Source organism: Telluria sp. ZB4P34, assembly GCF_059686055.1.
In genome coordinates, this window is sequence record NZ_JCASIF010000010.1 from 111,321 (window position 1) to 124,431 (window position 13,111).

The following is a 13,111-nucleotide window of genomic DNA, read 5'->3' on the forward strand; positions in this document are numbered from 1 at the left end:
TGCTTCGCTTCACATAAAAACTGCATGGCGCGCCATGCAGTTTTTTTTCGTCCAGGCTCATTTGCGCCGACAATACGCCGGGGAATAGCCGGCGCGTCGCAGTGCTAGTGGAACATGCTGGGCTTGGGATCCGGCACCGGATCCTGGTCCTGCGGCAGGTGGGGATGGCCCGGCTGGTGGTGCGGATGGGGCGTATCGAACGGCTCCGGCGACGGTTCCTCGATGGGCGCCGGGTCGGGAGCGCGGTGCGCCTTGAAAGGTAGAGCGGCGGGCAACACGGCATTCATGGCTGAATCTCCTCGGAACAAGCGGAGCGAATACCTTACCATGACGTGCTTTCCGCCGCCGTTCGGCCGGCCTGGCGTGCGCCGGCGGGGACGGCTCCATTACAATGGCGGGTCTGAACCCATTCATCGCACCATGGACCTTTCGATCACCACCCTCGCCCTGCTCGTCCTGACCCCGCTCCTCGTCTGGCGCGTCTACAAGCGCATCAAGGCCCGCATGGTCCGCCAGCGCTCGATCGTCTCGCGCCATTACACCGGCGTGCTGGTGTTCGGCGCCATGCTGCTGGTGCCGCTGACGCAACTGTTCGACAAGCCGGTCAATCTCGCCGCGCTGCTGGTCGGCTCGGCCTTCGGCGCCGGCTGGGGCCACTACGCCCTGAAGCGGACCCGTTTCGAAGACACGGAGCACGGCTATTACTTCACGCCGCCGGCGCGGCTGGGCATCCTGATGGCCATGATCCTGGTGGCGCGCATCCTCTACCTGGGTATCGAGATCTATGCGAACCAGGGCAAGGGCATCCCGGCGCCAAAGCTGACGGACGACATGCTGACCATGTTGTGCCTGGGGCTGACGGCGGGCTACTTCGAGCGGTATTCGGCAGGGCTGCTGCTGTGGCGGCGCAAGCTGCGCAAGGCGCTCGATGTCGAATGATGGTGCAGTATTAGGAACATTAGCTTGTGCTTTTAATCGAAGAAACTACCGTCCAACCAGATTAAGGAATGTAGATGCGCGAAGATTTTAGTGCTGACACCATTCGAAGCCTGAAGGCTCGCGCTGGAAACGCCTGCTCGTTCCCAGGTTGCCACGCCCCTACCTCCGGCCCATCTCATGAGTCGGAAACTAAAACGTCAAACACTGGTGTTGCGGCTCATATTTGCGCTGCATCGCAAGGCCCTGGTGCTCGTCGACGTCTGGACCTTTCGAAAATTGATAAGAGTCTTTTGTCTGAATACAGCAACGGAATTTGGATGTGCGAAACGCACGCTAAATTAATTGATACTGACGAGGTACGCTTCACAGTCGAAATGCTTGGTCGTTGGCGCGAACTAGCTCAACTCCGAGCTTCGCTAAGCCAAGAAGTCGGACGATCCATTGAAGTGCATTTGCGGCAGGGAAACGAAGTCCCATTGGCTGTCGTTGAGCGATCAGTTAACCAAACCAATGATCAGACGATGAATGATCTTTGTGATGCAATACTGGACAGTTGCATTGTCGATGTGTGGGGGAAAGACATTGGATATGCTGTCAGAGATGTAGTGGCGGAATTAATGGATAACGCTTTCAAGCATGGTGGTGCCCACCACTTTAGGCTTGATATCAATCCTAATCGAATACTTATTAAGAGCGATGATGCGCCCTATAGTTTTGGTCAGTTACTTGCCGATGGCCAACGTCATGGTGGACAGCAGGCAGCTGCGTCATTGTTGAAGTTTAACGACCGGCTGATTACTTCCTACCGACGAGAAGGCGAATTTAATGTGACTGAAATCGCTTTTATTATGTCATCTGAACAAGTGCTTCGCAGTACAACTTGCTCAGTAGACTACGGTGATTTCGTTATGACAATGGAGTATGCGGACCAACTGCCTGCCATATACTCGAGTTGCGAAACGATTTATGTAGTGATGGGTCCACGACAGCATTTAGTTCCGAGCATAGCGCGTAGGCTATCGACCCGCTTACATAAACTTGCTGCCTCACAAAAGCAGATTGTCTTAATCGGCACTGCTATATCGGCAGGAGTTGTTTTGACACTTAAGGATGCTTTTCCTGATATGCAAATAATGCAGCTCTAAAAGAAATATCGACGTTGGTAATTGTATTCTTCGATTTGGACTAAAAACACGATAACAGCCATAAAAAAAGGGAGCCATTTGAACTGGCTCCCTTTGTCTTATGCTGCCTTCGCCTCGTCCTTCCTCCGTTGCAGCACGAAGATCGGCTGCGCCCATTGCACATCCTTCTTCTTCTTGCTGGTGATGAGCGTCAGCTCCGACGGATCGTACACGTCCGTGTTGTGCGTCAGCGGCGTCGTCATCAGGTATTGCGCGTCGGTGTTCTTGAGGAATTCGCCCACCAGCTGGATGTTGCGGATGTCCAGGTGCGCGAACGGTTCGTCGATGAACACGAAGCCGCCCGAGCCTTCTTCCGACTTCAGGAGGCCAATCAAGAGCACCAGCGACTTCATCACCTGCTGGCCGCCGGAGGCCTCGCCGTCGTTCATGCCGATCTGGTCCTTGCCGTCGAACTTGAAGCGCACGTGCAGGCCGGCCTGGGCCAGCTGCACGTCGTCGTTCTCCAGGCGCACCGGGTCGGCCTGCACGTCGATGCCGGCCAGCTCGCCCAGCTCCTTGATGTTCTTCGAGTAGGTCTTGATGGTGTAGCGCAGGCGCTCGATGTAGGCGCCGCGCGCGTTGCCCGTGGCCTCGATCGCGCGGTTGTTCTGGTAGCGGCGCTCTTCCGTTTCGGACTGGCGGCCGGACAGCTGGTCGTTCAGGCGCGCATACTGGTCGATCACCGTGCCATCCTGTTCCCAGTCCTCGCGCGCCAGGGAATGCTCGAGCGTCGACAGGCGCAGGTTGACCTGGTGCGCGTTCTGGTGCCTGGCCACCAGGGCGCTGCGCCAGCCTGCGTTCTTCCAGTTCTTCGGCACGTGGCGCCAGCCTTTGCGCAGCGCCAGCAGCGCCTTGGCATGTTCGGCGCGCTGCTCGATGGTGCGGCGGTTATTCAGGCGCATGCCCGCTTCCGCCTCGGACAAGGCCATGCGCGCGTTCTGCCATACGGTGTCGGCGCGGGTCCGCGCCACCGTCGCGTTCTTGGTCAGCATCGACAGCTCGCCCAGGCGCGCGCCGACTTCCAGGCGCTCGGCCTTGAGCGGCTGGACGGCGCGGGTGGCTTCCTCGAACTCGGCCTGGCGCGCCGACAGTTCCTTGGCCGCGTCCACGCCGGCGATGCGGCCCTTCAGCGCGCCCACCTCGGCGGCCAGCTTGCTGATTGCCAGCGTCAGCGCGTCTTCCTGGGCTTCCAGGGCCGGGAGCGACTTCTGGATCGCTTCCAGGCGCTGGGTCTTGCCGGCGGAACCGAAGCGGTAGCGCGACGGCTCCACGAACAGCGAGCGTCCGCCGCGGCGTTCGCGGTGGTAGGCGTCCGGCGTGATCCATTCGTCGCAATTGGCCTTGAAGCCGGCGTCCACCGAGTCCACGCGCTCGATGCGTTCCAGCTGGTCGATCAACCAGCCCGGCGCCTTCCCGGAGAAGCGCACCACCGACAGCAGGGTGCTGTCCTTGACCACCGGCGCCTCGACGCAATCGGGCACGATGAAGTGGCGGTAGCGCTCCTTCTCGGCCAGGCGGTAGGCGGCCGGGGCATCCTTGGCTTTCTCCAGCAGCACCACCGACGCGTAACCGCCGAGCACACCTTCGACCGCGCCCTGCCACTTCGGATCCGTCACTTCGACGATGTCCGACAGCATGGCGTGCGGGATGCCCTCGTCGCGCAGGGCGCGGCGCATCTGGCGCTGCGCTTCCGGCTCCGGCATCGCGCTCTTGCCCTGCAGCGCCGAGATGGTGGCCAGCTCGCCCGCTATTTTTGCCGCGATGCTGTCGCGCGCCGCCTTCTGCCTGGCCAGCTCGGCTTCCTTCTCGTTGAGCTGATTCGCCACCTCTGCCAGGTCGGCGCCGGCATCAAGCGCCAGCTTCTGCAGGCGTTCCTTCTGCTCGAGCAGGCTTTCCAGGGGCTTGAGCTTCTGGTTGACTTGCGTGAGGCGGCCGGCCAGTTCCGTGGCTTCCTGCTCCAGCTGGGTTTCCTGCTTCTGCGCTTCGGTCAGGGCGCGCTGCTGGGCGGCCAGCTGCTGGCGCTTCTCGGCCAGGATCGCGTCGGACTGCAGCAGGGGCTTGCGGGCTTCCTTCAGCGTGCGGCTGATCAATGCGGCCTTTTCGCGCGCTTCATGGTATTCGAGCGCCGGCAGCACGTCTTCCTGCAGCTCGCGCTTTTCCTTGTGCAGGTCTTCCCACTGGTGGTAGTTGGCCACGCGCAGGCGCAGGCCTTCCAGGTTGATGCGCGAGGTTTCCAGCTCGGCCTCGAAACGCTTCAGTTCCGTCTCGGTGTCGCGCTGGTGGCGCTTGGCCTCGTCGTAGGCGTCCAGCACTTCCTTGTCGCCGAACACCTGGAACACCAGGTCCAGCAGCTGGCGCGGCGCGTACTCGCACAGCTTGTCGGTCTCGCCCTGCTCCAGCGCCAGCACCTTCGACATTGCCGGCGACAGGCCGGCCGAGGCCAGGCGCTTCTTGTAGTTCTCGACGCCGAGCCAGTCGGTGGCTTCGGTGACTTCCTCGATCTCGACGTTCCCCGGGCGCATCAGGTACTGGCGCTTCCAGTCGCCGCCGTTCTTCTGCACCTGGCAGAACAGGGTCACTTCGTCGTCGGCGAAGAAGCCGGAATGGCGGAATGGGCGGTTCGACAGCTGTTTGCCGACCGGCTTGTTGTCGACCACGGCGCGCAGCCAGGCGCTCTGCTGGCCCGAGTGGCGCGCATAGTGCTTGTAGGTGCGGCCCATCGAGCAGTCGAGGCCGAACAGGGTGCGCAGCGCATCGAGCAGGGTGGTCTTGCCGGAACCGTTCTGGCCGGCGATCGTGATGATCTTGGCGTCCAGTGGAATGTTCTTGATCCGCTGCCAGTAATCCCAGTGGACCAGTTCGAGTGATTTGATGTGGAACATGGGCTTGCCTTAATTCGGAGTTTCTTCGTCGGCGACGGTTTCGACAACGGCGTCGTTGGCGGCATCGACCTTGCGCGGCACCACGGCCAGCGGGGCGCGCTTGAACACGTCGGCCAGCGCACCGTTGATGATGCGTTCCTTCAGCACGTCGGTATCCATCATCAGGTCCAGCAGCGGGCCTTCCAGGATCACGTCGCCGCGGCGCTCGATGAAGCCGAGCTTGGACAGCACGCCCAGGTTCATGTCCATGCGGGTCTTCTTGCCCAGCTTGTCGCCGAAGTCGGACAGCAGCGCGGTGTAGGAGATGCCGATCGAGGTGTCCTCGGCGCGCGGGATCGGCGCATCCTTGTCGAACATGTCGGTCTGGTCGTCGTCCACCGTGACGTGGGTTTCCTGGCGCTCGCGCTTCGGCAGGATGATCTGCGCCCACAGCACCACCAGCAGGGCCACGCCGTCGCGGGTCAGGCCGAAGTTGTTGTTCTGCCAGATGTCCTTGGCGCCGAAGATCTTCGGCTCGACGTTGCGGTGCAGGGCGATCGTCACGTGGTCGGCATACACGTTGTCGAGCAGCTTCATGCCGCATTCCAGCAGGCGCTTGTCGACTTCGATGCGGAACTGCTCGTCCGACAGCGCGCGCTTGACCATCTTGTCGTCGCGGCGCAGGGTCTGGTGCGTCAGCAGGCGCGCGATCAGGATTTGTGCGTCGTCATTCATCGGAAAGGCTTTCAGTATTCAGTGACAGGGTGGCGATCGACATCGCCGCCACTTCGGGATCGTCGAGCTGGATCATGTCGTCAGTGGGCTCGAACTTCACCGGCAGGCGCGCCAGCTCGGCGGTCGCGCCCTGCAGGCTGGCCTCGGCGGCGTCGCCCAGCAGCGGCAACAGCGAAGCCCGATAAGACGCAACAGCGAAACTGGCCGGCAACAGCGACTCGTGCAGCGCCACCTTCTTCGGGCCGCTCTCCGAGAACTCGGGGAAGTTGCCGAGGTTGGCGAAGTCGGCCAGCTTGTTGATCCAGTCGTTCAGCTCGGCCTGCATGGCCGGGTTGTCGTTGATGGTGGTGGGCGCATCCTGGCCGCTCGGCAGGCCCTTGGGGCCGGTCGAGGTCACGCGCTCGAGCAGCAGCTCGGTCTCGGCCACGTCGATCATCTCGGCCGGCGTGCCGAACAGCGGTACCACCGGGCGGTCGATCGCGTCCGCGGCCAGGCTGGCCAGGTCGTCGTGGGCCAGCAGCCAGCGCTTCACATCCGTGGTCGACAGGCCGGACTGGCCCAGGTGCACGCGCTGGCGCTCGATCTGGTTCAGGGCGCGCGAGAACATGCCCTGCATGTTCAGCAGCGCGCTCTGGGCGCGGCCGATGGCCTGCGCCGCCTTGTGGGTGGCGGCATCGGCGTTCGGATCCTGCAGGATGGCGCGCAGGATGACGGAGCCCTTCTCGACCCAGTCGCAGGCCATGTGCCACTTGGCCTGCGAGGTGCGCAGGCGGAATTCGGAGCCCGAGGCGATCGCGTCGCGGAATTCCTCGGTGAGTTCGACCAGGCGGCCCAGCAGGTGGCGCAGCTGCTCCACCGTGACGCCGCCCACGGCCTGGGCGCCGGCCACCTGCGACAGCAGGAAGCCCATCTCGGCATCGTCTTCTTCCGGCTTGGCCAGCGCGATCAGGGCGTCGAGCGCGGACAGCACGTTGCGCGCCAGCGGCGTGATGCGGTAGACGGCGGCCGGGGCGTCCCAGGCCAGCAGGCCGTGGCCGCGCAGGCGGTTCAAGACCGTCTCCAGGCTTTCCGCCGTCAGGTAGGCCAGCTTGTTGTTGATGTCGGCGCGCGAAAAGCTCGATGCGCCGGTGTCGCTGGCCAGCTCGCGCAGGACCAGCAGGCGCACCAGCACGCCGTCCTGGCTGCCATGGAACAGGGCCGTGAAGGCCGACAGCATCGGCTGGGCGCGCTTGAGGTGGTAGACCTGCTCGATCTCGTCGGGCGCGACGCCGCTCTGGAAGTGCGCCTGCAGGGGGTCGTCTTCCAGCGAAGTATCCTGAGCTGTGATGCGGGAATCTGCGGCGAGCGCCGCGCCGCCAAGGTGGTCGATCATGTGAGTACCGTTCTCTGGCGCGGACAAGCTCAACCGGTCCGCGGGGGCGCCAGTATAACAGTTTAAGATCGGCAACTAGCAGTCGATGGGGGCGGTCATTGCAGGAAAGACACACCAGATTATTGTCTTAAATGCAATAAAATATTGCCTGAATGTGAAATCTCGTTCAGCGTTTCTTGACAGTATTCAAGGTCTGTTCGACCTGTTCCTTGTCGCCGTCCGTATAGCGCAGCCTGACCGGATACCACTCGTGTTGCGGCGCCAGCCACACTTCCAGGGTCTGCTCCTTCTTGTCCGCCACCGGCTGACGCGCCACCAGCACGGCCTCGACTTCGCCCAGGCCGGTGCGCACTTTTTCGCGTTTGACCACCTTGAACACCCAGGTTTCGGCATCGCGCCGGCCGGCGACAAAGAAGGGCCATTCGGAACCCGGCCTGAAGCGCTCGCCGGCGCCGCGCGCCACCGCCGCCAGCTGCCAGGTAATGGAAGCGCGGTCCTGCTCGCCGCCCTTGAGCGGGTAGACCTGCCTGCTTTCGCTGAAGCGCAGCACGTTTGCCGCGCGATCGAAGGTGGCGGTGGTCGGGTCCTTGCGCATGCGCTTCTCGACGAACTCGTTGGGAGCCAGGCCGAAGGCGTCCACCGCGCCGCTGCTGCGATCGTGGGTGATGGTGCCCAGCACCGACAGCCGCGATTCGGCATTGACGCTGTACTTGCCCTCCCCCGCGCGCCAGTTGACGACGGCCTCGCCCTTCAGGCCGAAGCCGCGCTGGCGGGCCTGCAGGTCGTAGCTGAGGTCGGCCGACGGCGGCAGCTCGAACGGCCGCTTGATGGCGGGCGGCGCATCCTTCGCTGCGGCGGCGCCCAGTGTGAACGCGAGCAGCATGCCGGCGCCGGCGTGTCGTAGGGCGGATGTTTCGGTAAATCGGTGCATAGTCAGAATCCTGGTTGGGTCATGGCGATGTCGCTCACCGTCTGGGTGGTCACGGCGCCCTTGGCTTCGCTGCTGCGGATCTGCACCGGCAGCCAGCCGTGCGCGGGCGAGAGCCAGATGTCCAGCCGCGTCTTGTACGAGCCGGGCTTCGGCGGACGCACCACGCGCACGGTCTGCAGGCGGCCGATCGGGGTGTCGATCTCTTCCGGCCCCACGACATTGAAGGTATACACGCTGCCCCAGCGGTCCTCGCAGACAAACATGTCGATGTCGCCGGAAAGCTGCGACTGGTCGCCGCGCGCGATGGCGGACAGCTGCAGCGGCACCGTGGCCTTGTCCTGCGCGCCGGGCAGCAGCGCGTAGTTGTTCTGCGAGGCCGAAAAGCTCACCTTGTTGCCGGGCCAGTCGAAATGGGTCGCGGTCAGCGCGCGGCCGCGGCGCTTTTCCGTCATCTTCACCGGCGCCAGGCCAGTGTTGCCGAGGCGGCCTTCGCTGGTGAGCACCGCCAGGTTCACGCGCGCGAACACGATCCTGATGCCGGCCTCGAAGCGCAGCTGGTAGGCCCCGTCGGTCCGTTTCCACGACAGCAGCGCCTGGCCGCTCCAGCGGGTGCCGTCGGCATCGACGCGCGCCACGTCGTAGCGCAGCTCGGCCGGCGGCGGCACGTCGACCTTGTAGCGGCGGATCGTATGCACGATGGGGGCCGGGCCGGGATCGGGCGGAGCTTCCTCGGCTGCCGCCATGGCCGCCATGGCCGCCTGCTGCGCCGGCGCCGGCTCGGCGGGCGGCGCGGCCGGCTGGGCGGGCGGACCGGGTGCGACAGGCTCGCCCACCACGTCCTCGGTCACCGCAATCGTGGGCAGCGGGACGAAATCGGGCAGCGGCGGCTGCACCATCTTCGGCCCAGGAAGCGGCGCCGGTTCGGGCGGCGCCTCGCGCGGCGTCGTGGGCAGCAGCCGGGCGAGGCTGATGGCGGCTTCGCCCTCGCGCCCCGGCAGCGCGATGCCCTGCGTGCCCGAGGTGAGCCAGGCCAGCAGCAGCCAGTGCAGCAGCACGATGAGCGTGCACAGCACCAGGGCGCGCAGCCGCTGAGGAGGGAAAGCGGAACTCATGCCGCTAGTGTAGCCTGAGCGCAGCCGGGGCGCAGGTGCACGGCGCAGGGAGGCCGCATGCGCTTGTCGCGCAGGCTTTGTCCTGTGTTAGTTATCTGATACGCTAGGCGTGTCCACCAATGGAGAAACCGATGCTCAAGCCACCCATGCCGAACGCTGCCGGAATGACCGATACGCTCGAATTCGTCAAGAACCTCTGGGGCGGCATGCAAATCCCGGGTGTCGGCGTGCCCGGCATGTCCGGCTCCAGCCTGTCCGTGGACGAACTGGACAAGAAAATCACCGACCTCAAGGCCGTCGAATCCTGGCTGAACCTGAATCTGGGCATGCTGCGCGGAACCATCCAGGCGCTCGAAGTGCAGCGCGGCACGCTGGCCACGCTCAAGGCCATGGGCGACAGCATGGCGCAGGCCATGGGGGGCGCCGGCGGCGATCCCGCGATGGCGGCGCCGTTCGCCCAGTTCTTCGCGCAGTCGGCTGCGGCTCCCACGCCGCCCCCGCCGCCGGCCCCCTCGGCCCCGCCCGACCAGGCCACCACGCCCGGCGGAGCCGCCACCCCGGAGGCAACGGCCGCCGGCAGTGCCATGCCCGCAGCGGTCGCCTGGTGGAATTTATTGCAAGAACAATTCCGTCAAGCGGTCAGCAGTGCGATCCCGCCATCCGGGGCAGGGGCGGACACGCCGGGCACGCCGGGCACCGAGGGCGGCGAGGCCGCAAAGGTCCAGCCTGCCGAGCCGAAGGCCCGGGGCGGCTCGCCGCTGGACGTTTCCGGCGGTGCGGCCCAGCCTTCCTCGGGTTCCAAACGGGTGGGACGCCATCCCCGCGCCAATCCGGACAAGGGATGAGGCCGGCCTGGCAGCCATCCTTCCCGCCTGCCCGGCAGTGACTGCGCAAGCCCGCACCGGCGCGACATGGCGACAGCGGCGATTGGCGGGTCGCACGCGCACGCAGCGCTCCCTGCGTCGGGAGAGCATGGTATGGTCGCGCTATTCATTACCTTGACCAGATGCGAACGATGAGCCCACCCGCGCGGCCGAGTACCGGTTCTGCCACCCCCAACTTCGTCGCCGGCGGCGGCAGGATGGGCGAAGCGATTCGCAGCTACGCCTGGGCCGATTCGCCTCTCGGGGAACCCGATTACTGGCCCGGCGCCCTGCAGACCGTCGTCGGCATCATGCTCCATTCCCACACGGCCATGTATGTCGTCTGGGGCGACGACCTGATCCTGCTGTACAACGACCAGTACCAGACTATCCTTTCCGGAAAGGGAGCGGATCCGCGCCAGTTCCTCGGCCGGCCGTTCCGCGACGTGTGGCCGGAAGTATGGGACGAGGTCTCGCCCATGCTCTACTCGACCCTGCGCGGGGTGCCCGTGTCGTACGAGGACAGGCGCTTCGTCCTGATGCGCAATGGGGCGCCGGAAGAGATGTACGCCAGCTTTTCCACCACGCCGGTGTTCGATGCCGACGGAAGCATCGGCGGCGTCCTGTGTATTTGCAGCGAAACGTCCGAGAAAGTGCGGACCAGGCTGCAGCGCGACGCCGCCCTCGAGGAACTGGAGAGCACCGTGGCGGAACGCAGGCAGGTCGAGCAACGGCTGCGCCTGCTGGACGCCATCGGGGAGGCGACCCGCCTGGCCGGCGATCCCGAGGCCATCATGGAACACAGCACGCAGCTGCTGGGCGAGTTCCTCGGCGTCACCCGGGTCGCCTATGCCGACCTGGAAGCGGACAACGACCGCTTCACGATCCGCCACGACTGGCACCTTCCCGGCGCCGGCAGTACCGTCGGCGTCTATTCGCTCGACCTGTTCGGTGCAGGGATCGCCCGCAAGCTGCGCGCCGGCCGCACCACGGTCGTCAACGACGTCGACGCCGAGCTGGCCTCCGGCGACGGCGGCGACATGTTCAGGCAAATCGGCATCCAGGCCGTGGTGTGCTGCCCCCTCGTCAAGCAGGAAAGGCTGGTGGCCCTGATGGCCGTCCACCAGGCGCGGCCGCGCACCTGGACCGTGGAGGAAATCGCGCTCATCGAAGCCGTGGTGGACCGCTGCTGGGCCCACATCGAACGGGTCAGGTCGCACGAGGCGCTGCGCCAGGCAGACCGGCGCAAGTCCGAATTCCTGGCGACGCTCGCGCACGAACTGCGCAACCCGCTGGCCCCGATCCGCAGCGCGCTCGACGTGCTGCGCCTCGGCGCCGACAGGCCGGGGATGCTGGACAAGGTACGCGGGGTCATGGAACGCCAGGTGACGCACATGGCCCACCTCATCAACGACCTGCTCGACATTGCGCGCATCTCGTCGGGGAAAGTCGTCCTCAAGAGCAAACGCGTCAGCCTGCAGTCCGTGATCAGGAGCGCCATCGAGGCAAGCCTTCCCCTGATCGAGGGCGCGGGACACGACTTTGCCGTCGACGTCCCCGAACAGCCGGTGTGGGTGGATGGCGATCCGGTGCGCCTGACCCAGATCCTGGTCAACCTGCTGTCGAATGCCGCCAAGTACACGGGGCGGCAGGGACGCATCGCCCTGGCCGTCACGGCCGATGGCGGCCGCGTCGCCGTGCGTATCCAGGACAACGGCATGGGCATTGCGCCCGACTCGCTGGAATCCGTGTTCGAGATGTTCACCCAGGCCCATGCCGACGCGGCGCTATCGAAAGGCGGGCTCGGGATCGGGCTGTCCCTGGTGCGCCACCTGGTCTCCCTGCATGGCGGGACCGTGACGGCGGCCAGCGCCGGCCTGGGCCAGGGAAGCAGCTTCACGGTCGTGTTGCCGCTCGCCGCGCCGGCCGAGGGTGAGGAATCCCGGACGCAGGCGGGTGAGGCGCCCCGTGTGGCCCCGCATCGGCCCACGCGCATCCTGATTGCGGACGACAACGTGGACGCGGCCGAAACGCTCGGGCGCCTGCTGCAGTTACAAGGCCATACGGTCGACATCGCGCACGACGGCGTGCAGGCCGTGCGCATCGCGGCCCTCAGCCGCCCGCAGATTGCCCTGCTGGACATCGGGATGCCGGTCATGGACGGCTACCAGACTGCAAGGATGCTGCGCACCATGCCCGACATGGGCGCCGCCTGCCTGGTCGCGCTCACGGGTTGGGGCGCGGAAGAAGACCGGGCGCGCTCGCGCGCCGCAGGCTTCGACCACCACCTTCTCAAGCCGGCCCAGCTCAGCGATATCGAGCACATCATTGCCCGGACGTCCGGCTCCGCGGAGCCCGGAGCGGCGCGCCAGGGCTAGAGGACAAAGCGGTCCAGCCCGACGATGGCCGACACCGCCAGCGAGGCCACGAGGTAGCAGAGCAGCTGGTCTTTCCAGCCCAGCTGCAGGCGCCGGCTGGCCACCACCACCAGGGCGATCAGGCCGCCGGCCACCAGCACCGGCAAGGTCCATTTGCCCAGGCCGAAATACAGGCTGACGCGTGCTTCGTCGTTCGGATGGAGAACGCTGACCAGGCCGGCCGTCAGGCGGGAGAACGCGGCCGCATACAGGAATGCGAACGCAATCGGCGAGCCAGTGCGCCGCACCACGACATAGGCCAGCACGCCTTGCAGGATGGTGACGGCAGGGCCGGCGGCATCCGCCAGCATCCGTTGCCAGGGCTCGGCCGGCGTCAGGTAGCAGACGATGTTCAGGCCGAACTGCATGTCGAGGCCGAGCGCCCGGCCGGCGAGCCAGTGCGCCGATTCATGCACGAGGTTGGTGGCGAAGAAGACGACGATCAGCCAGGCGAAGAACGACGGTGTGAGCTTCATGAACATACCGGTTGGAACAGCGATCGGGCAAACCTGCGTTGTCGTGCGCATGCAATGTACTGCAAGTAATGAGAGTTTTCCAGCTTGAAATTTTCGCTACCTGAGGGCGAACTGGACGCAGCTGCAACGCCGCACGCTTGATGTAGTCGGTAGCGCCCGCTTGACTGGCGTGCTGAACTGGCCTGGCGGGATCGGTTTTTCCATTCCGCGCGTCTTCAGCA

Annotated in this window: 11 protein-coding genes; 4 read left to right on the forward strand and 7 right to left on the reverse strand. The window is 65.1% G+C overall.

Going from position 1 to position 13,111, the window contains the following annotated elements; translation table 11 throughout:
• Positions 1-104: 104 nt before the first annotated feature.
• Entirely contained in the window at positions 105-287 is a 183-nt protein-coding gene (locus tag AC56KL_RS16680; protein WP_497181286.1) for a hypothetical protein, read from the reverse strand.
• A gap of 133 nt (positions 288-420) precedes the next feature.
• Here AC56KL_RS16680 and AC56KL_RS16685 point away from each other — a divergent pair, with 133 nt between their 5' ends.
• Both AC56KL_RS16685 and AC56KL_RS16690 read left to right on the forward strand, forming a co-directional pair.
• Entirely contained in the window at positions 421-939 is a 519-nt protein-coding gene (locus tag AC56KL_RS16685; protein WP_497181287.1) for a CcdC protein domain-containing protein, read from the forward strand.
• Between the two features lie 74 nt (positions 940-1,013).
• Entirely contained in the window at positions 1,014-2,084 is a 1,071-nt protein-coding gene (locus AC56KL_RS16690; RefSeq protein WP_497181288.1) for a hypothetical protein, read from the forward strand.
• Between the two features lie 98 nt (positions 2,085-2,182).
• On the opposite strand, the gene AC56KL_RS16695 is transcribed toward AC56KL_RS16690, so the two are convergent.
• The 5 genes from AC56KL_RS16695 to AC56KL_RS16715 form a co-directional block, all read right to left on the reverse strand.
• A complete protein-coding gene (locus AC56KL_RS16695; protein WP_497181289.1) occupies positions 2,183-5,005 on the reverse strand; it encodes an ATP-binding protein in 2,823 nt (940 codons plus the stop codon).
• Between the two features lie 9 nt (positions 5,006-5,014).
• Positions 5,015-5,719: a hypothetical protein gene (locus AC56KL_RS16700; RefSeq protein WP_497181290.1), complete on the reverse strand. Its 705-nt coding sequence runs from the start codon at positions 5,717-5,719 to the stop codon at positions 5,015-5,017.
• On the reverse strand, positions 5,712-7,091 hold the full coding sequence (locus AC56KL_RS16705) for a hypothetical protein (RefSeq protein WP_497181291.1): 1,380 nt from the start codon (positions 7,089-7,091) through the stop codon (positions 5,712-5,714). Before AC56KL_RS16705 ends, AC56KL_RS16700 begins: the two co-directional genes overlap by 8 nt.
• Positions 7,092-7,257: 166 nt before the next feature.
• Positions 7,258-8,022, reverse strand: coding sequence for a DUF3108 domain-containing protein (locus AC56KL_RS16710; RefSeq protein ID WP_497181292.1), 765 nt, complete (start codon positions 8,020-8,022; stop codon positions 7,258-7,260).
• A gap of 2 nt (positions 8,023-8,024) precedes the next feature.
• Complete coding sequence (locus tag AC56KL_RS16715) at positions 8,025-9,134, reverse strand: DUF3108 domain-containing protein (protein WP_497181293.1); 1,110 nt, start codon at positions 9,132-9,134, stop codon at positions 8,025-8,027.
• Between the two features lie 131 nt (positions 9,135-9,265).
• Between AC56KL_RS16715 and AC56KL_RS16720 the strand changes: the two genes are divergently transcribed.
• Positions 9,266-9,979 carry a PhaM family polyhydroxyalkanoate granule multifunctional regulatory protein gene (locus tag AC56KL_RS16720; protein ID WP_497181294.1) on the forward strand — a complete coding sequence of 238 codons (714 nt, stop codon included), beginning with the start codon at positions 9,266-9,268 and terminating at the stop codon, positions 9,977-9,979.
• Positions 9,980-10,149: 170 nt separating this feature from the next.
• Positions 10,150-12,375, forward strand: coding sequence for a hybrid sensor histidine kinase/response regulator (locus tag AC56KL_RS16725; protein WP_497181295.1), 2,226 nt, complete (start codon positions 10,150-10,152; stop codon positions 12,373-12,375).
• On the opposite strand, the gene AC56KL_RS16730 is transcribed toward AC56KL_RS16725, so the two are convergent.
• Complete coding sequence (locus tag AC56KL_RS16730) at positions 12,372-12,890, reverse strand: hypothetical protein (RefSeq protein ID WP_497181296.1); 519 nt, start codon at positions 12,888-12,890, stop codon at positions 12,372-12,374. The genes AC56KL_RS16725 and AC56KL_RS16730 overlap by 4 nt on opposite strands.
• Positions 12,891-13,111 lie beyond the last annotated feature (221 nt).